This is a genomic window from Arsenophonus sp. PmNCSU2021_1 (assembly GCF_036919435.1).
Lineage (GTDB): Bacteria > Pseudomonadota > Gammaproteobacteria > Enterobacterales > Enterobacteriaceae > Arsenophonus > Arsenophonus nilaparvatae.
Window position 1 is genome coordinate 724,994 of record NZ_JAZHPL010000006.1, and the last position, 21,035, is coordinate 746,028.

A 21,035-nucleotide genomic window follows, 5' to 3' on the forward strand; every position below is an offset into this window, starting at 1 on the left:
TTAGTAACTTGAAGATTAATCATCGATTTTAAGCCATTTCTAGTATTTTATACGCCGTGCGAAACTCGTGTAGACGTAAAATTGTTAGCTAGTTAATCTGAGTTAAACATTCAAATTTCTTGATTGAGATCCTTTATGAGTAAAGAGCGGGCACTAACATTAGATGCATTACGCGTAATGAATGCCATTGATCGACGCGGAAGTTTTGCAGCCGCAGCTGATGAATTGGGTAAAGTTCCTTCTGCATTAAGTTATACGATGCAAAAATTAGAAGAAGAGCTTGATGTGGTGCTTTTTGATCGCTCTGGCCATCGAACACGTTTTACTGACGTTGGTCGGATGTTGTTGGAACGAGGGCGGCTATTGTTAGAAGCAGCAGATAAACTTGTTGTTGATGCTGAAGCATTGGCGCGCGGTTGGGAACCTTATCTTACCATCGTTTGTGAAGTATTGATCCCCGTCTCAACGCTTTTTCCTTTAGTTGATAAATTGGCACAAAAATCTGAAACTCAACTCTCTTTATTGACTGAAGTATTAGCGGGTGCATGGGAGTGTTTAGAAACGGGTAAGGCAGATATTGTTATTGCGCCTGATTTGCATTTTCGCTCTTCACCTGAAATTAATAGTCGTTTACTTGGTACGATTAATAATGTTTATGTTGCCAGTCCAGAGCATCCTATTCATCAAGAGCCAGAGCCACTTTCCGACATGACTCGGATCAAATATCGTGGGATTGCCATTGCAGATACCGCTAAACAACGGCCAGTCTTAACGGTACAGTTGTTAGATAAACAGCAGAGATTAACAGTAAGTTCAATCGATGAAAAACGTCGCGCTTTATTAGCGGGCTTAGGTGTTGCAACCATGCCATATACGTTGGTTGAAAAAGATATTAAAGCAGGACGATTACGAGTCGTAGGATCAGAGTATAGTCAAGAGACTAATATTATTATGGCCTGGCATCGTGGCAAAATTGGTGAAGCTAAATTTTGGTGCTTACGCCAGATCCCCCAATTGTTTAATAGTGATCACTATTCTTTTCAGTTATCGTAAAAATATTCGGTTAAATTTTACTTATGGGCGATGGTAAAATGATCGCCCAAGCTTTAACTATTACCATTTTTTATTTAACCAGTGATCAATACTGAATTTGCCTGGTCCGAGAATGGCTAATAGCATATAGCCGCCAGCAATAGAAAAATCTTTTAAAAACATTAATTGGTTATCGCCTTCGGCAAAGTTGAAGTGAAAAATAAAAGCGGTTAATAGACTAAAAGCAACGGTAAAAATAGCTATGGTTCGGGTTAAAAAACCCAATAGTATGGCAATCCCACCGCCAAACTCTAATAAAATAGTCAATGGTAGTAAAAATGCAGGGACACCCATCGCATGCATATATTGCTGAGTTTCGATATAGCCGTTACCAAGCTTACCATATCCGGCAAAAATAAATAACAGTGGCATCAGAATACGCGCCACTAGGATAGTGATATTCTCTATGTTTTTCATATTCATCTCTCTTAAAGCATCATATTTAAAGTAATAGTTTTTAATCTGTAGTGGGCAGTTTGACTGCTAGTCAAGAGCAGTTAATTGCTGTTTTATTTATACACGAGTTTCGCACCAATAAAAAAACGCTCTATTTTTAAGTTTAATTCAGCATAATATATAAATAGAAAAAATCTCATAAATTAAAAATAACTTATTGTAATTTAAGTAAATTTATACGTCTTAGCAAGTTACAGATTAATTATTGTTCTGAAGCCATTTCTAGAATTTTATATGCCCGTGCGAAACTCGTGTTATAGTAAAGCCTACATTATTAAAAATACTAGCTAAGAAAATTCAATCTATTATGCAAAAAAATTGAATGAATTAATCGAGAATAGTTTTTGTCTAAAAGGAGTGAATTGTTATTATCAATTCGTAAATGGATTACGCTTTTTTGGCTATAAATGTTTGTATGGTTTTTGCTATCCCCCAAACACCGATAGCTCGTCGACTGAGTCGATAAAGTTTTTTAGGATGACGGATATTATAGAGTGCAATTAATGAGAAACTAGCAATGAGCAGTGGTTTGAAAACTAACATTTTTTGCCAGGTACGATCATAAGATGCAGTAATTGTTAACCAATGTTCAGACGTAGCTGATAACGCATTACGCTGCTGCTGAATATTAGTCAACAATTGCTGCTTTTTTAATACCAGTTGTTTACGTTTACTCAGTTTCATCTTCATTCTGTTTTAACTGTTTGATATCCTGTTTTAATTGTTCACGGGTTGCGGCTAATAGAGTCTTGCTATGGGCTATTTTTAATGTCCAGCAAGTACCTAATAACGCTAGGATAAGTAAAACAGCGGTTGTAATCGCAACGACTTGTATACGATAGGCTGGATCAACCATGAGAAAAATTAATACCAGCAAACTCATAAGGCCAAATCCGATCAATAGTAATGTGGTGCCGGCTAATAAAATCAGTTGGACAAAGGTCTGCTTTTCTTGTTCGAGTTCGATGGCAACAAGTTGCAGCCTTGTCTCAACCATATTAATAAGAATAGAACCTATCCGTTGTAAGGTGCTTAGCAAGCCTTTAGCCGGTCCATCTGGATGTTGATTTTCTCGCATATTAACGTTTAGCCAGTAAAATGCCTAATACCAGCCCGACAGCGGCACTAACACCAACACCTGTCCATGGATTTTCATGTACATAATCATCAGTACGGCCAGCAACTTCCTTAGTTTGATGAATAATTTTACCGCTTACATCACTCAGTTTTTGGCGAGAATCATCTAACGCTTTTTCTGCTTTACGGCGAATTTTGTCAATTTCTGCTTTGGATTTATTTTCTGTATTGTGCAAAACTTCTTCCAAAGAATCCGCTAATGATTTTAATTCTGTACGCAGGTTTTCGGTATTTTTCATAACGTTAACCTCTCTCAATAAATAATGTTAATTTTTATCACTCTTATTCTTTGAGAATAGTAAAAGAACCAATAAAATCAATCTATATCTCATTTAAGGTAATTTAAAATTTGTTATATTGAAATATAAAAATAATTATACTGGTATGAAAATTTGATAAACGGTTTGACCGAAAGCTATGCTGTTACCAGGAAAGTAGGCAACAGCATAAGTTAGCTTGGATTTAGGGATTACGGCGCTTAAATTTTTTCTTTAGTACTACGGCTATACTGCCTATTAGGCCAATAAAAAGCAAAACAAGCGGGATCAGCATCAAAATACTCATGATTTGGCGTTCGTAGTATTGAAAGAGTGGGCTTTTACCGAATACATAACCAATAGTAGTTAAAATCAATACCCAAAGTAATCCACTAAGCCAATTAAAAAACTGGAAGCGTTTATCAGGTAAACCGGATAGGCCGGCGATGGTAGATAGGATGGTCCTGATAAAAGCAAGAAAGCGGCCAATAAGCAGCGCTGCCAAGCCATGGCGATGAAACAGGCCATAAGCACGTTGGTGATAATGTTCAGGTAAATGAGAAAGCCAGCTTTGCACAATTTTATTATTTCCTAGCCATTTACCCTGAAGATAGCCTACCCAGCAACCCAAACTGGCACCTGCGGTTAAGATAATAACTGTCAATGGATAATTGATAGTGTCTTTAGCTATTAGGACGCCTACTAGAATGAGTAAACTGTCACCGGGTAAAAAAGCGGCAGGTAATATTCCATTTTCCAAAAATAATATTATAAATAATATAATGTAGATAGCCCATACTAATGAAGGATTCATTAGCATATTGTAATCTTGATGCCAGAGTGCAAAAAAAAGTTCTTTAACTAATTCCATCAAGTGTTTCCTAAATACCGTGATCTTTAAACCTAATTGGCAGTTATTACCTATTATCCCTTATTAGAGATAATGTAAACCTAGTTAAAAGGGTTGTAGCATGAGCCTAAATATTAAATTCAGATATAAGCATAATATATTAGACTAGTGTAATACTCTAACAAAATCATAAATAACTAAATAGCAAATTTTTCGTTGAAATTGACTCTCTATTTAATATTTTATTTTTTTACAATTCATGAAGTACATTTACCTATATCTTGTGTTTTGCTAGCAGATCTTTTATTTTAATAGCTAGCAAGCAACTGTCTTGAACAGTATATTTATGGAGCAACGTTATGATACGACTCATCCCATTCTTGGTTCTTTCTGAGAATCGCATTCAGGATAGTCAGCAGTTTGCGCATACAGGCAACCAGCGCCACTTTTTTGGCTTTTCCTGCTGCAACCAGCCGTGTGTAAAATGCTTTTATCACCGGATTGAAACGAGTTGCAACCAGTGCAGCCATGTACAAAGAGGTTCGAACTCCGGCCCGACCGCCAAAAATGGTTCGTCGGCCACGCATGGTTCCCGAGTCTCTATTAACAGGAGCTACCCCAACCAGTGCACTGATCTCCCTGCGCGAGAGTTTCCCTAACTCAGGGACTTCTGCCAGCAATGTAGCAGCAGTCATCATACCAATGCCTTTGATAGTACTTAGCCGCTCTGCAAGCTCGTTGAAATGATCCGTAATATGCTTATGCATATCCTCGTCAATCCGTTTAAGTTCATTTTCTAGTGCATTGATGATGTTACTGATGCTTTTTCTGTTTTGCGGGTGAGATGGATGCATCCGGTTTCTTTCAGCTACAAGCATTGCAATCAGCTGGCGTCTGCGCACCACCATAGCAGCAAGAATCTGACGCTCTGCATCAGGAATAGCCTGGATAAAACGTGACCGCTCAGGATGGCGGTTAATGACATCAGCCATCTGAGCTAAAACTCTGGCATCTATTCTATCAGTCTTTGCCAGATAGCCCATGGATCGAGCAAAGTCTCTGGCTTGCCTGGGATTGATAACGGCAACATCAAAACCTTCAGCCTGAAGAGCGCATGCAATCGCTGCCTCGAGACCACCTGTAGCTTCCATCAGAATCAAGGCTATGTTGTTCTTTTTCAGTTGATAAATGATGGTATCGAACCCGTCAGGGTTATTGCTGACTCTGAACTGCTCAATGTTATTGGTGCCTGCAATATCCAATGAAGCTTTAGAAACATCAATTCCTACACAAATTGGATTTAGCTGACTCATATTACCCATCCTTGCAAATACGTTATGAATTACGGACAACTGTTCGGGTTTCAGATGAGTGGCTAAGTGTATGCATCATTCGCTTTGCTACGGGCTATAAACCCCAGGGACAATCGGATTACATACACCTTGCCAAATCTAATCGCTATTATTATAACCAAATTTCAAGATACAAGGGAGTAACTTCTTTAGCCGGTCTATCGTCATTACGGTGTTATGCACCCGGTAACCGGGCATCACAGGTGGATATCAAAGTAGCTTTTGTGTTGTAAGTGAGACCTTGCCAGCGGGCAAGCTTTACTTATACACGAGTTTCGCACCAATAAAAAAGCGTTCTATTTTTAAGTTTAATTCAGCATAATATATAAATAGAAAAAATCTCATAAATTAAAAATAACTTATTGTAATTTAAGTAAATTTATACGTCTTAGCAAGTTACAGATTAATTATTGTTCTGAAGCCATTTCTAGAATTTTATATGCCCGTGCGAAACTTGTGTTATAATTTAAATTAGTGGAATAGAAACCTATGAAGACTAAAATGGATTATAACGGCTGAGCCTTCTGTAGGAATCGGCCGTTTTTCGTTTCTAGGAGCTAAAATGCATTCTGTTGGTACTCCCGTATTATGGGCAATCTTTACTGTTGTTATTGCGATTATGTTACTTATTGATATTTCTTTACAGGGTAAGCATCCGGGAAGAGAAATAACAGTAAGACAGGCTGTTGTATGGAGTTTTATTTGGATTAGTTTGGCATTATTGTTTGCCTTAGGTTTATGGTTTTATTTTAAACAGACAACTAGCCTAACGATTGCTAATCGCCAAACAATGGCTTTTTTGACCGGTTATTTACTGGAAAAAGCGTTAGCTGTTGATAATGTATTTGTTTGGTTAATGTTATTTAATTATTTTTCAATCCCAGTCAATTTACAGCGCCGAGTTCTTATCTATGGTGTCTTGGGTGCGATAGTATTGCGTACTATCATGATCTTTACAGGTAGTTGGCTAGTCTCTCAGTTTCACTGGGTTTTGTATCTCTTTGGCATTTTTCTATTATTTACTGGTATAAAAATGTTTTTTGTTAAAGAAAATGATCAATCGATTGATAAAAAACCACTAGTAAAATGGGTCGGTTCTCATTTACGCATGACAGATACTTTACATGGCGAGCGTTTTTTTATTCGTCAACAAGGTATTTTATTTGCTACTCCGTTGATTATGGTATTAATTTTAGTTGAGATTAGTGACATTATTTTCGCCGTCGATAGCATTCCTGCCATTTTTGCAGTAACCACGGATCCTTTTATTGTCTTGACTTCAAATCTATTTGCGATTTTAGGTTTGCGAGCGATGTATTTTGTTTTATCAGGTATTGCTGAAAAATTCTCTATGCTAAAGTACGGGCTATCTATTATCTTAATTTTCATTGGTATAAAAATGTTATTAATGGATATTTTTCATATTCCAACCGCTGTATCGCTAAGTATTGTTGCGGGGATTTTAACATTAACGATGTTCATTAATCATATTGTTAATAAATGCAAAAAAATCATTTAATTACTAAATAAATATCTTTAAATATTATAATGTTGTATCCCTTTATATTGATTAGCAATGATAGAAGGGATATTGCTACTTTCTCTATTAGTAAAATGAGTTCTGCTAGTTAATTTATTAATAAAAGAGTTAGTTAATTGTTTATCTAATAAATCTATTTTTATCTATGATGGTATCTTTTTACCGTCATAAAAATACTTTGGAATAACAATGTAAAAAAACATATTAGCTTACTGTCTAATATCGTATATGCAAGTTTTGTAATGCAAATACTAATTGATTCACTTGCCGTATTCTTTTAGGTCAGACTTTAATTTTATGGCGTTCTGAATGATAATTTATTTGAATTTATTTATTAGTCCTATGAAAGTTATTGCGCCTATTTTAGTATCAACATCGGTTATGTCTTCGACTGTTAACCACAAAAAGGTCAAAAAACCAATATTTGTTCTATCTTACTATTCTGTATTTTTGCTACTTTTTTGGCGGCTATATCCACGCTTATTGGTGTTTTTCTTTATATTGTATAAGCAAGACGCATTCCTTGATCAATAGCACGCCGAGCATCAAGTTCTGCAGCAATATCGGCACCACCGATAATATGGGGTGTCTTGCCTAATTTATATAATGCATCGGCTAAAGTACGAAGTGATTGTTGGCCAGCACAGATGATGATGTTATCAACAGGCTAACACTTTTTTTGCTTGTTATGATAAATATGCAATCCCTGATCATCAATTTTCTGGTAGCTAACATCATTCATCATTGTAACGCCATGGCGTAGTAAGTTTAAGCGATGGATCCAGCCGGTTGTTTTTCCTAGCTGTTCACCAACACGGGTTGATTTTCGTTGCAGCAGATAAATTTTACGAGCAGAATCAATGTTCTGCTCACTCTTAGGATAAATACCACCTGGTTGAGATATGGTGGTATCAATGTTCCATTGGTGGGTAAAAGCATCAATGCTTTGGCTACTATTATCTGTTTCTTGACAAAGATATTGTGCTATATCAAAACCGATCCCTCCAGCCCCGATAATTGCAACCTGGGGACCTATGGTAATATGATGTTTTAATACATCATAATAATTCACGACACTGCCGTGATCGATACCTTCAATGTGAATTTTTTTCGGTAGTACGCCTGTAGCGATAATGATCTCGTCAAAGTTTACCAATTGTTCAGCAGCGGCTTTTTTAGTTAAATGAACAGTAACATTTTTTAGTGTCAGTTGACGTTGAAAGTAACGAATAGTTTCTTGGAACTCTATTTTTCCAGGTATTTGTTTAGCAAGATTCAGTTGGCCACCGATCTGGTATTCTTGTTCAAATAAAGTAATATGGTGCCCACGCTCCGCCGCTGTTATTGCAAATGATAATCCGGCAGGACCTGCGCCGATAACAGCAATATTTTTTGGTTTTAATACTGGTTGGAAAGGAAAGTCTAATTCATGGCAAGCTCGGGGGTTAACTAAACATGATGCTTGTTTGCCAACAAATATCTGATCTAAACAGGCTTGATTACAAGCAATACAGGTATTAATTTCATCCGCACGATTTTCGGCTGCTTTTGTCATAAACTCTGCATCAGCAAGAAATGGCCGAGCCATAGAAACTAAATCAGCACAGCCGTCAGATAAAATCTTTTCAGCTACCTCAGGTGAATTGATACGATTAGTGCAAATTAAGGGGATTGATATTTTTCCCATCAATTTTTTAGTGACCCAAGTAAAGCCTGCTCTTGGTACCATCATTGCAATCGTCGGGATCTTTGATTCATGCCAGCCAATACCTGTACTAATCATCGATGCGCCTGCATTTTCGATTGCTTTTGCTAAAAGCTCAATCTCACCCCAATTGGAGCCTTTTTCAATTAAATCAAGCATAGATAGTCGGTAGATAATAATGAAATTATTCCCTACCTGTTGCCGAACAGTTTTAATGACTTCAATTGGAAAGCGGATCCGATTTTGATAACTACCGCCCCATAAATCATCACGATGATTAGTATATCGGGTAATAAACTGGTTAATTAGATAACCCTCTGAACCTATAATTTCTATACCATCATAACCCGCTTGCAAAGCAAGTTCGGCGCAATTGGCATAGTCTTCAATTGTTTGCAAAATTGCAGTATCACTTAGTGATTTAGGCAAAAAGGGATTAATACTAGCTTGTAATGCACTAGGTGCAACTAGATCTGGGTGGTAGCTATAGCGGCCAGCGTGCAGGATCTGTAAGGCAATTTTTCCCCCCGCTTGATGAACCGCATGAGTAATTTTTTTATGGTGAAAAATTTGTTTCTTACTAATTAGGGTTGCCCCATGTTTGGTCAGGCTGCCAGAGCGATTAGGGGCGATGCCGCCGGTAATAATTAATCCAATATTATTTTTTGCCCTGTCTGCATAGAACTTTGCTAACCTAACACTAGCTTGAGGATGCTCTTCTAGCCCAGTATGCATAGAGCCCATAATCACGAGTTTCGCACCAATAAAAAAACGCTCTATTTTTAAGTTTAATTCAGCATAATATGTAAATAGATAAAACCTTATAAATTAAATATAACTTATTGTAAATTAAGTGAATTTATGCATTTCAGTAACTTGCAGATTAATCATTACTTTTAAGCCATTTCTAGAATTTTATAGGCCTGTGCGAAACTCGTGATAATTACTCTGTTTTTTAATTGGGTGTAACCTAAGTCTAATGGCTTAAATAGATGAGGAAAGAGATGCATATCCATTTTCCTTATGATGGGTTCTTAGTATTGGATTATTGTTTTACTTAATAGCCAATTGCAACGCAAATTGTAGAAACATTATCTTAATTTAACCTATATTAATAGTTGAAAGACTATATTATTATTAATAAATTGTGATTTTTATCATATTTACCGATGTATTATTTTATAATTATTAAATTGCCGTAAAGTCCTACACTAAATAGTTAGGATATAAATAACGTTGTAAAAGTCTAAAAATGCAATTTTCATTCTTTTGGTAGTTAAATGTTATTAATTTTAGTGTAGGGTCACATTTGAATGATAGGAGATTTGATAGAATTGTGCTTCTTTATAGATCTATTTTCACATAATGATATCAATTGAATTTTTACAGGACAGTTATAAACCACATATTTAGTAAGCATGGTTGTATAATTTTAACATATTGATTTAGAAAAGTTATTTATAGTAATCGACAATTTTTTGTATTCACTTTACTTACGGTCGTTGGGAGTAGACTATAAAATAGTTATATTATTGTGTTTATTTATATGTATAAGATTTTTGAGACTTAGCTAAAATTTAAGTAAACAAAAATTAGTATAGTGAAGAATTAACCAAAATAGTTTTAGAAGATATTTGGTAGTTCTTTCTTATTTTGTTTTAGTGATAATATTTTTAATGATTAAGTTTATCCTGATTATGTTGAGGTATTGTTGGGTTTTGGATGAGCAAGATAAAACTAAAAAGCCGTGGCAATTTATAAATATATAGGTGGTTATAAGAAGGGTAATGGCTCTAATCGAAAAATAAAGAACAAAAAAATTAATGTTAAAATATGATGAGCATCTGTAGAAATATAATCCGGATGAGTAATAGTTCATTTTTCATATAAAATTAATTATATTCTATATTAACAATAGAATTTTTATCTTTAATTAAATCTATAATATGGGGATGCATATAATACTTAGTATTTGGTGTTTAATCCATAAATCAAAGAAGGTAATGTTATAACAAGAAATTTATTTCACAACCTTTTGTTATAAACTTCATTAAATTTAAAAGTCTTGTAATGTACAATAGTAAAATAAAATTTATATTATAATTTGCTAATTGTAATGTATATATTCTAGTTATTTATTTTTTTATTTAAATGCACTAAGAATTATTAATTTTACAATATCACAATTTCTATTTTTTAAAAATGTAAAATATATGTATTTTTATACAGTTTATTGTAAGTGGTTAAATATGATAAATTTTTAAATTTTCATTATTATTCTTATAAATGATTGCAAATTGATGATAAGTAAACAATAAATGAAAAAAAGTATGTGACATTTTATTATTTATAAGTTATAAGAAGTAATAACAATTGATAGGGAGAAGTTATATGTAGCTATATTAGGATAAAATAAAAGTTTACATTATATATTATTACATTGAGAATTCTAAAAATATAAAAATTATTGAGCTGATTATTTATATGTTTTGAGTTGTTTTTTTAATAAAATTTTGCTTCTATCTAATTTTTTATAGAGAAGATAATATGTTTTTCGTAAAAAATTTATTTTTATCAGATTTTCATATAGGAGATAATATGTTTTTCTCAAAAAGAGTTGAGCAATTTATAACTATTGCCCAAAAAGGAACATTTAAAGAAGCGGCAGATGAGTTATGTATATCTCCTTCTGCCCTTAGTAAGGGAATGAAGGAAATAGAGGTGCAGTTAGGTGTTCAACTTTTTCAACACTCAGGAAGAGGAGCAAAATTAACTTCTAATGGGGAAAAATTATATCAAGAATTATTCCCACATTATCAGGATGTAAGTGCTACAACAAAAAAATTAATGTTAGGTTTTTCTAGTAAAAAAAAGTCTGTTATTAATATAGCGACAGATGATGCTTATTTTCCTGATCTGGCCTCAATAATATCAAAAATAGATTCAATTGAATCGGGAATTCTTGTTGATATTAAGAAGTATTCTAATCATTTAATATCAGATATTATATGTCGTATTCAGGCAGATATTTTTATTGGTTCAAGAGAAGAGCAGAATTTACCTGCTAATATTGAAAGTCTATCACTATGTTCTAAGTTAGAATTAGGTGCAGCTGAAAATATTATAAATCACTATAAAGATAAAATGGAATTACTACTTAATAATATTATTATACAAACAGAAAGTATGTTATTATCGAAAGGTTTTGAGAGAATAAAAAATATATTAATGGATAAGCATAATAAGAATATAATTTCAGTTCCAAGTATTGATGATGTTTTTCATATATTAGGTGATGGAAAAGGTATTTCGTTTATTCCTAAATCCAATAAAAATATATCATTAGGTAAGCAACATAAAGTTAATTTAGCTATCTCTCCTGCCCCTTTCAATATCGAAGTTCGAGGAAAATTATATTACAAGACTGAAAAAAAAGAATCTTTACAATGGTTTATAGATTTAATATGTGATTAATATGATGTAATAAACACCAGGGAATCTAATATTAAACAAAAAATATATAATATAGCATTTTTTCTGTATCGAGTTTTATTTTAAAGTTATCTTCTGGTTTTATTTATTACATGATATTTATTGTTTCATTGAGCGATGCCTATTAGGTTTTTAATATTATCAATTTTAATTTAATTATCACTTTAATAAATAATTTCAATTGCTTTTGTTATTTTAATGATTTATAAAAATATTATATTTAAATATAATAATACACGAGTTTCGCACAAAACTAATTTGGGTACGCTAATAAAACAGGGATTTGCTCAGTAATAGCACTTTTGATTACGTCCCAATTTTGTTGATAAAGGGTTATTTTTTCAGATATACGACGTTTATGTTGTTCAAATCACGCAGAAATAGCGAGAAAAATATGATTTCTTTGCGCTCGGCTCGTGCGAGCCTGACAGCGTTCAATACCACAGTTTTGTTTAACTTCTCGATGATAAACTTCAACAGACCAACGGGCATCCATGATAGATTTGAGGTATTGACGGGTGGGATTCTCTTTGTTTGTTACTATGTAATCAATACGGCCGTTTTTGGCTGTAAATTTGAAAACGGTTACCCAACCATATCCTCGCAAGTGTATTGACGTTCCTTCTTCTGAGATGTCTAACTTGTTCAGTTGTTTGTTATGGTTAACAATCCTATTTTTCCTCAGCGTGGTTACCCAGATCCAACCATGAGAGCGAATTGATTTCAGGTTATCCAGGCTAGAATACCAAGCATCCATCACTACGGCTTCTGGCATGATCCCTCTTTTTTTAGCAAGAGTGAGCATTTCGGAAAAGTGCGTGTTTTTTGTTTTTCCCACGAGTTTCGCAATCTCCAAAAAAGAAGTATAAATTTAAAAACAAGAAAAAATCAGGGTGTTCATATTTTGTCGGGTTATCCATGTATTAAAGATATCTATAAAACATTCTTACAAGTAAGCAGTTTAAGATACTCTGGTTTAGCGTTATCAGAAGTAAGCCCATCGCCTTTATCTCATGACACTGTTAGCTGATGGCTAAAAAGTAGATGTTTTAGACCTAAAGACCTATGGCGATTAGTTGAACCTTCTATAGACAAAAAAAGCCCTTGCGTACTAATTGCCGATGATACATTGATTGCCAAAACACGTAGTAAAAAAATAGAGATGGTCCATTATCAATATTCAGGTAATGAACATGAGGTTATTGCTGGCATAGGTTTAGTTAATTTGCTTTGGCATGATCTGACGAAGGTTGAATCAATTCCTATCAATTATCGTATTTATGATAAAGATTCTGATAGAAAAACAAAAAACACGCATTTTTCCGAAATGCTCACTCTTGCTAAAAAAAGAGGGATCATGCCAGAAGCCGTAGTGATGGATGCTTGGTATTCTAGCCTGGATAACCTGAAATCAATTCGCTCTCATGGTTGGATCTGGGTAACCACGCTGAGGAAAAATAGGATTGTTAACCATAACAAACAACTGAACAAGTTAGACATCTCAGAAGAAGGAACGTCAATACACTTGCGAGGATATGGTTGGGTAACCGTTTTCAAATTTACAGCCAAAAACGGCCGTATTGATTACATACACGAGTTTCGCACCAATAAAAAAACGCGCTATTTTTAAGTTTAATTCAGCATGATATATAAATAGACAAAACCTTATAAATTAAATACAAATTATTGTAATTTAATAAAATTTATGTGTTTTAGTAACTTGCAGATTAACCATTGCTTTTAAGCCATTTCTAGAACTTTATATGCCTGTGCGAAACTCGTGACATACACGAGTTTCGCACCAATAAAAAAACGCTCTATTTTTAAGTTTAATTCAGCATAATATGTAAATAGATAAAACCTTATAAATTAAATATAACTTATTGTAAATTAAGTAAATTTATGCATTTCAGTAACTTGCAGATTAATCATTACTTTTAAGCCATTTCTAGAATTTTATAGGCCTGAGCGAAACTCGTGACATAGTAACAAACAAAGAGAATCCCACCCGTCAATACGTCAAATCTATCATGGATGCCCGTTGGTCTGTTGAAGTTTATCATCGAGAAGTTAAACAAAACTGTGGTATTGAACGCTGTCAGGCTCGCACGAGCCGAGCGCAAAGAAATCATATTTTTCTCGCTATTTCTGCGTGGTTTGAACAACATAAACGTCGTATATCTGAAAAAATAACCCTTTATCAACAAAATTGGGACGTAATCAAAAGTGCTATTACTGAGCAAATCCGTGTTTTATTAGCGTACCCAAATTAGTTTTGTGCGAAACTCGTGTAAAAGTACCATAACGTTGCCATTCGCCAAGAATACCATGTATTTTTTGTGGTTGTTGCTGCCAGAATTGATTGGCTAATTCTGTTTTATTGCCGTTACTAGATTGATAGCGATTACGATGTTCTGTGCTTTCTATTTCAAACAGCATCAGGTATTGTCCAACCCGCTCGCCACGAAGACCACGCAATAGCGTCCAACGCCAGCCAGGATAGCATGGAATATAGACACCTTTTTGGCGAACGAAGGTTTCGAATTGCGCGGGTGTGATACCAGCCTCGGTATCGATTGCAATGTAATAAAGACTGAAAACGGGTAAGGGTGAGTTATATTTTCTTTCCATTAATGATTTCCTTACATTTTTGCCACAGATAGCCGGCTATGGCACTTGCCAGATATTATGTCATTGGCCATCTAGTGTGATGCTGATTGCAAATAATAGGATGGCCATCGCGGAGTATCGGTTGCTACTATTAATAACGGGTTTTATACATCTGTTGCGATAATGATGTTATCATGTCTGTAAGCCATGCCGAAAAATGTGGCATCAAATAAATAGTGTTTATTTTTTTTATTAAGCAATGTTAACAAAATTGGGTGTTAATAATGGATTCAACTAATATCGCCGCTTCTTTAGTTAAAAAAACCCTGCTATTATCAATAGAAATAAGTTTTCTATGCTGTAATGTTGTTAGTGCATTATTAATAGTTTTATTTGTAAAAAAACTTTCCCCATCAAATTTTGCTTTATAAACATTATCATCTACTGGCATCAAGCTAGATAATGCCATTTTAAAAGCATTTATTCTTTTTTGATTGTTTGAAAAACCTCTAATAGAGTGGCAAGGTAGCTGGCTTTCATTAATAGATTCTTTGTATTGTTTATAGTTTGTTATATTTATCATTTCAGAGGAGATAGATTTTGAGCTGCCACCTAAGCCAATCGCTATCTCTGGAAATTGTTTATTAAGATCTGTAATAAGGCTTTTCCATTTTTCAGGGTAAGTATTTTTTTTATAAAAATACATGGTCGGGTGTTCGTTATATTCCATGGCGAGATATCTATCTATTAAATCACGCATTTGATACTGTTTTCCTAAACTGGGTATCGAGCTATCTGCGACAGTAATTATTTTTTTCTGCCACAAACTATCTCTCTCTCCCGATACGCCGGTTCTAGTTTCCATAAACTCTTTCATATGTAATTTAGTGCAAACAACATGCGAAATATTGAGTTTTTTTATTATTTCCATATCGTTTTTTACATCATCAACAGTTTGACCGAATAAACCATAAATGAGGTCAACGCTAATCAATTCAAAACCTAATGCATTAGCATCTGCAATAGTTTTAAAACATTCTTTTGCAGTATGTTTTCTGCCACATGCTTTAATTAAATGATCCTGAAATGATTGTGTACCAAAGGATAATTTAGAAAAACCTAGTTCTTTCAGTAACGATAAGTATTCTTTATTAAGACTACCAGGCTCTCCTTCAAATCGCATGGTAGTGGATGAAAAATTAAAATTATTTTTATAAAAATTTATTAATCTTTTTAATTCGCTATCGGGCAGAAGAGAGGGAGTACCGCCAAATATATTAAATTCACCGATGTTTACATTAGCAAGATTTGGTACTTGCTTTAGCCAAAGAGTGGCTTCTTTTATATTAAGGTCAACGATTTCTTTAAATAAACTGTCAGATTTTGCTGACTTAGGGTTTACTATAATGGTGGGAAATTGACAAAAATGGCATCGATAACGACAAGTTGGAATATAAACCCAGACATGAATATTTCCTGCCTTTTTTATTTCCTTATTCATATCATCAAAAAATGAGGTTAAGGGATAATTGTCGATATCACCTGGGAAAATATGACAACCAAAAGGATCTTTAATCACATATTCAAGTAAATCTGTATTTTCTTTTTTACTTAAAATATTGCATATATTTGGTCTAGGATATTTTTCATCAATATCATTAAGAGAAGCAATATAGGTATCTCGCATTAGAATACTCCACCATTAGCAAAATAATTGTGTGCTTCTCCTGATTCTCTATCCTCACAAAAATAATAAACAAATCTATTAAAATCTTTATTATCAATAGCATTAAAACAGGCAGGAAGTGGTGGTGGGTAGCCTATGTCTTCATCTACATGATGACGAAGTGAGTTGAATATCTCATCTTTGAATTCGAAATAAAGTCTGAATGCGGGTGTTTTATAAGAATGTATCGGTTTGAAATCAATAATACTGGTTTCATTTTTGATCTCATTAATTCTATTATAGAGATCCTTAGCAACATCAGGTGTAAAAAAATTAATAACTTGTTGGTTGTGAATTAAAATATTAGGATTTAATAGTGTCGGTAATATAATGTTTTTTGGAATATAATCTTTTATTGAATAAAACCAGGCCTGCTGTGCATCACTCGCGGTTAAATCTTGATAATGAGTTAATTGATGGTCTAGTGGCCTTACATCTTTCATTGTAATGACGCCATTTTCGCCATAGGCGATACCATTAATAACATCGTATAATAAGGTATCAACTCTCCTACTATTAATTTTTACATATGATTTTGGTGAATATACCGGTTTTCCACCATAAGCAATAACTTTTATACCAAAATCCCAATCGTCAGATAAATGTTCGACAAATTTACCATTTTGTAATTGGTAAAATATTTCAATACCGCCAACAATATCATACATATTTTTTTCAACAGCAAATCCTTTTCCATCGGGAAAGCCACCAAATAAGGAAAATGAAAAATCACGGCAGCGTAAGGTTTTATCTATTTCTTTATATAAGTTAGGCCGCTCGATAAAGTCATTTTTCTCATAAAAATAATTACAAGTACCTAAATCACCATCTTGTGTGATCATTGTGTAGATAAGTTCATCAAGCCAATATTGGTCTACAATACAATCAGCGTCAGCTGATACAATATAATGCTTTTGTTGATTGCCAAATTGAACACGCCGTTTTTCAGCTCGTTGGGAGGCACAATCCATCCCTTTTTTTCTTGCTGAAGAAACACCTTGAATTTTTTCATTAATAATATGAATATCAAGATTGTGATATTTATTTTGGCAAGTAATAATTTTGTTAACAGAATTATCGGTTGAATTATTGTCTACAAAAATTAATTCAGTATTACTAAGATCAAATAGCTTATACTTAAATTTTTGATTATAAATTGATTCTATGACACTTTCTAATCGTTCACTTTCATTATAAAAAGGGAATACAATAGATATAAAGGTTTCTCTACGCATAAATTATCCATATTAAAGGTTATAAAATTTAATTTTTAATACTAGATATTAAATATTTTATTTATTATCTGATTAGATAATAAATTTTTTCCTATATTAAAATTATGTTTCACTAACGCAGCTGTCTGATTTCGATCATTAATTAAATTATAAACTCGATGGATAAAATCGTCGTCCGGTAGTCCATCTTTTTTTGGTGAAATATTCATTAATTCAGTTTTAAAACCATGTTGTCCATAAACTTCATGATAATATTCGTAACTTGTGGATATATAACAGCGCTTATGACTAATTGCTTCTCCTATTGGATTACCATAACTATCATAATCATATGATGTTAAGAATGAAACCATATCGCTGGAGTAATAGAGATCTTGAATAGTCGGCTTATTGTTTTCATTTTCGATAAAGTCATGCTGCAGCGGGCCAGAAAATTTTATAAAATTCTCTATTTATAGTTTTTTTATGTATTGTCTTAGATAATTTGAATAATCACTGTTTTTTTTTCATCACCAGCAATAATTAAATATATAGAGCATGATTTATTTTTTTTATATATAAATCGTTAAGCTTTCTTACTAGATAAATATCTCTTTCTAATTTTTTTTCAGGAATAATTCTAGTCGTTCTAGCGATTAAAAAATCATCTTTCGATATGTTAAATCTATCTCTTATATTCATTCTATTATGATTATTATTAAATAAATAAGTATTACGCATAACATCAATATTGATATCTTGATTACTCCAATCTTTTAGCTTTTTGGCTAATGAATCATTTAAAGTAACATATTTTATATATTTTGATTTAATAGGTTTTATTGCATAATACCAAGGCTCTTGACCATATTTTTTTGATAATGTTTTGCTGTTCCACATTAGATCATGATCTCGCCATAATACAAAACATGCTAGATTTTTTTGTAAACCATATTTTTCTATACTTTTATAGAGCGCTTTAGTATAGATAATATTCTCAGGCAATGTTCCATTTTCAATAACAAGATGAGTGATCTCTAGTTTATTCCATGTATTAAAGATTAATTCAGATAATGCATTAGCAACAATATTTACCTGTTCCAGCAGATTATTTTTTTCTATTAAATTCGCTTTTGTAGTTCCATTAATTAAAATATTATTTACTTTATTGATAAATTCAACCGTGTAATTTTTTAACAAATATATATCATTAATTCGCACTAATTTAAAATGCTTATCAAAAATTGATTTTTCATAACATGAATAGGTTTTGGCAAAATTTCCTTTATCAATCTTTATGTCATAACCTAAATCAATAAAGGATTCAAAACCTCGATTATTTAAATAACATGCTAATTTTGTTGCTTCAACTGTAATTCCTGAAACTGCTATGGCGTCAAATGAAATAAACATAACTTTTTTTTATAAGGCATATTAATTCCCTACCTTTTATTTTTTTGCTTTGAATAAAAAAATATTTATCATATATAATATAAATGTTTTCTTATTTTATAATAATTATTAATATATTTTGTGATAAGCATCGAATAAAAATATTTGCCACAAAAATAGAAGTAATTTTTGCTATAATTGATATACAAATAAAAATCTTTCAAATAACATTTGTCATTTAACTGTAAATTTATTTCAACTTTTAATACATTAAAATTTTATATTAATTAGATATGTATAAACAGTTTATTAAAAATATTAAATAAGCACAAAAAAATGATCAACGTTAAACGTTATTAAAATAATTGAAACCAAGTAATAACATTTTCAGATACAATTGAGTGAAATTTCAATCTATACATTTAAATGTAGTGATTAAGATGAATTTTATTTTAGTTTAAAAAAATATTTTTATTAAAAATAGTTATTAAAAATTTAATGACATAAAATCATTAAGTGTTTTTTATTCTAAAAATTAGAATAAAAAATTTATTATCAAAGTAAATTTACATAATAAGTTATATTTATTTTAAACAAAAATAATACTAGCCAATACTTATTAAAATCGTGGAAATTACCATTATATTTTCAACATAAATAATAAATTTTCAAAAAAATGTATTCAATTGATTTTATGTCTATTTTTGTGATTGATCTCTATGTAATATGATTATTGATGAGATATTTTATTATGTAAAAATACAAAATCATTAAAATTATGTTAAAAAAAATCACAATAAATCATATTCATATTAACAAGATTATTTCTACGATTGGTGGCAAAAATAATGTAAATAGTTTTACCCACTGTTTGACTCGATTACGTTTTATTTTACATGAACCAGAAAAGGTAAATATAGAGGATTTAAAAAAACTACCAGAAGTTAAAGGTTGTTTTAATCAAGCAGGGCAATTACAAATTGTTATTGGTACCAATGTAGACAAATATTATAAAGCAATTCAACAACAATTTGATATCTCAACAGGTGATGACGATAAAAAAGCGCCCAAAATAGCGATTAAAAAAAAGACAAAACTTTGGACGCGGTTAATTACTAATCTAACTGAAATTTTCTTCCCATTGCTGCCTGCGCTAATTTGTGGCGGTTTGTTGTTAGGCTTGAGGAATGTTTTAGGTGAAATGCCAATAGTAAACAATAAGCCATTAATGGCATTTTATCCTACACTAAAACCGATTTATGATTTTCTCTGGTTGCCATGTGAGGCTATTTTTCATTTTTTACCGGTAGCAATTTGCTGGTCAACAGTAAAAAAAATAGGCGGAACACCAATACTAGGTATTATTCTGGGAATTACATTAGTCTCGCCACAATTAATGAATGCCTATAATTTAGGTAGTCAGTTACCTGCTGTTTGGGATTTTGGTCTATTTACTATCCAAAAAGTAGGCTATCAGGCTCAAGTTATTCCCGCTATTTTTGCTGGCTTATTTTTAGGTTGGTTTGAAATATTTATACGTCGTTATGTTCCTGGTTATTTGAAATTTGTGATTGTGCCGATTGTTACTTTGAGCATCTCTGTTTTTGTTGCGCATGCAATACTCGGTCCAATAGGGCGAATTATAGGTAACCAAATTGCAGAAGTAGTCAGATTTGTTATGTTCGGTGGTTTTGCCTCAATTGGCTCCGCTATTTTTGGCTTTACCTATCCTCTATTAGTAATCAGTGGCGTTCATCATACTACGTTGGCTATAGATCTGCAGATAATGCAAGCGCAGGGTGGAACGCCAATTTGGCCGATAATTGCGCTTTCCAATATTGCACAAGCTTCTGCTGTGGTGGGTATTATTATTATTAGCCGTAAAGAAAATGAACGAGAAGTGACTATTCCGGCTGCAATTTCCGCTTATCTGGGCGTTACTGAGCCTGCGCTTTATAGTGTTAATCTTTATTATCGTTTTCCCTTGCTTTGCGCCATGGTAGTTTCTGCTTTTGCCGGTTTTATCTGTGGTGCTTTTGGCGTACTTTCAAACGGTATCGGTGTGGGGGGATTGCCTGGTATTCTTTCTATCCAACCGATTTATTGGTTAGTTTATTCATTTGCGACAATCATTGCTATTGTTGTTCCAATCATATTGACGATAGTAATTTACCGTTACCAACAGCGAAAAGGTGCGCTTATTTCTGATTAA

General features: G+C 32.8%; 14 protein-coding genes and 4 pseudogenes. 6 read left to right on the plus strand and 12 right to left on the minus strand.

Features of this window, described 5'->3' with window-relative positions; all coding sequences use genetic code 11:
• Positions 1-135: 135 nt before the first annotated feature.
• Positions 136-1,053 carry a LysR family transcriptional regulator gene (locus tag V3224_RS16720; protein WP_310509702.1) on the plus strand — a complete coding sequence of 306 codons (918 nt, stop codon included), beginning with the start codon at positions 136-138 and terminating at the stop codon, positions 1,051-1,053.
• Between the two features lie 60 nt (positions 1,054-1,113).
• Here V3224_RS16720 and V3224_RS16725 read toward each other — a convergent pair whose 3' ends face one another.
• The 6 genes from V3224_RS16725 to V3224_RS16750 all read right to left on the minus strand — a co-directional run bounded on the left by V3224_RS16725 (position 1,114) and on the right by V3224_RS16750 (position 5,105).
• Positions 1,114-1,509: a DoxX family protein gene (locus V3224_RS16725; RefSeq protein ID WP_334471856.1), complete on the minus strand. Its 396-nt coding sequence runs from the start codon at positions 1,507-1,509 to the stop codon at positions 1,114-1,116.
• A gap of 426 nt (positions 1,510-1,935) precedes the next feature.
• Positions 1,936-2,232: a YqjK-like family protein gene (locus tag V3224_RS16730; RefSeq protein WP_032115696.1), complete on the minus strand. Its 297-nt coding sequence runs from the start codon at positions 2,230-2,232 to the stop codon at positions 1,936-1,938.
• Entirely contained in the window at positions 2,219-2,626 is a 408-nt protein-coding gene (locus V3224_RS16735) for a phage holin family protein (RefSeq protein ID WP_334471860.1), read from the minus strand. Before V3224_RS16735 ends, V3224_RS16730 begins: the two co-directional genes overlap by 14 nt.
• 1 nt (position 2,627) lies before the next feature.
• Positions 2,628-2,924, minus strand: a complete 297-nt coding sequence (locus V3224_RS16740; RefSeq protein WP_334471862.1) for a DUF883 family protein — start codon at positions 2,922-2,924, stop codon at positions 2,628-2,630.
• A gap of 223 nt (positions 2,925-3,147) precedes the next feature.
• Entirely contained in the window at positions 3,148-3,813 is a 666-nt protein-coding gene (locus V3224_RS16745; protein WP_334471864.1) for a DedA family protein, read from the minus strand.
• Positions 3,814-4,136: 323 nt separating this feature from the next.
• Complete coding sequence (locus tag V3224_RS16750) at positions 4,137-5,105, minus strand: IS110 family transposase (RefSeq protein ID WP_032115191.1); 969 nt, start codon at positions 5,103-5,105, stop codon at positions 4,137-4,139.
• Between the two features lie 601 nt (positions 5,106-5,706).
• Here V3224_RS16750 and V3224_RS16755 point away from each other — a divergent pair.
• Positions 5,707-6,663: a TerC family protein gene (locus V3224_RS16755; protein WP_334471866.1), complete on the plus strand. Its 957-nt coding sequence runs from the start codon at positions 5,707-5,709 to the stop codon at positions 6,661-6,663.
• Positions 6,664-7,180: 517 nt separating this feature from the next.
• Here the strand turns inward: V3224_RS16755 and V3224_RS16760 are convergent.
• Positions 7,181-9,169: pseudogene (locus tag V3224_RS16760) on the minus strand (oxidoreductase).
• 1,767 nt (positions 9,170-10,936) lie between these two features.
• Between V3224_RS16760 and V3224_RS16765 the strand changes: the two are divergent.
• A complete protein-coding gene (locus tag V3224_RS16765) occupies positions 10,937-11,863 on the plus strand; it encodes a LysR family transcriptional regulator (RefSeq protein WP_334471868.1) in 927 nt (308 codons plus the stop codon).
• Between the two features lie 271 nt (positions 11,864-12,134).
• Here V3224_RS16765 and V3224_RS16770 read toward each other — a convergent pair.
• A pseudogene (locus V3224_RS16770) lies at positions 12,135-12,716 on the minus strand (transposase); the annotation flags it as partial.
• Positions 12,717-12,785: 69 nt separating this feature from the next.
• Here V3224_RS16770 and V3224_RS16780 point away from each other — a divergent pair.
• A pseudogene (locus V3224_RS16780) lies at positions 12,786-13,505 on the plus strand (IS701 family transposase); the annotation flags it as partial.
• Between the two features lie 358 nt (positions 13,506-13,863).
• A pseudogene (locus V3224_RS16785) lies at positions 13,864-14,154 on the plus strand (transposase); the annotation flags it as partial.
• Here the strand turns inward: V3224_RS16785 and V3224_RS16790 are convergent.
• From V3224_RS16790 to V3224_RS16805, 4 genes are all read right to left on the minus strand, one after another.
• Entirely contained in the window at positions 14,114-14,512 is a 399-nt protein-coding gene (locus V3224_RS16790; RefSeq protein WP_334471874.1) for a hypothetical protein, read from the minus strand. The pseudogene V3224_RS16785 and the gene V3224_RS16790 overlap by 41 nt on opposite strands.
• Positions 14,513-14,753: 241 nt before the next feature.
• Entirely contained in the window at positions 14,754-16,178 is a 1,425-nt protein-coding gene (locus tag V3224_RS16795; protein ID WP_334471876.1) for a radical SAM protein, read from the minus strand.
• The gene (locus V3224_RS16800) at positions 16,178-17,452 is read right to left on the minus strand and encodes a glycosyltransferase (RefSeq protein WP_334471878.1); all 1,275 of its coding nucleotides are present in this window, start codon (positions 17,450-17,452) and stop codon (positions 16,178-16,180) included. The genes V3224_RS16795 and V3224_RS16800 overlap by 1 nt, the downstream gene beginning before the upstream one ends.
• 522 nt (positions 17,453-17,974) lie before the next feature.
• Complete coding sequence (locus V3224_RS16805; protein WP_334471880.1) at positions 17,975-18,844, minus strand: hypothetical protein; 870 nt, start codon at positions 18,842-18,844, stop codon at positions 17,975-17,977.
• A 757-nt stretch (positions 18,845-19,601) separates the two neighbouring features.
• Here V3224_RS16805 and treB point away from each other — a divergent pair.
• The gene (treB, locus tag V3224_RS16810; protein ID WP_334471882.1) at positions 19,602-21,035 is read left to right on the plus strand and encodes a PTS trehalose transporter subunit IIBC; all 1,434 of its coding nucleotides are present in this window, start codon (positions 19,602-19,604) and stop codon (positions 21,033-21,035) included.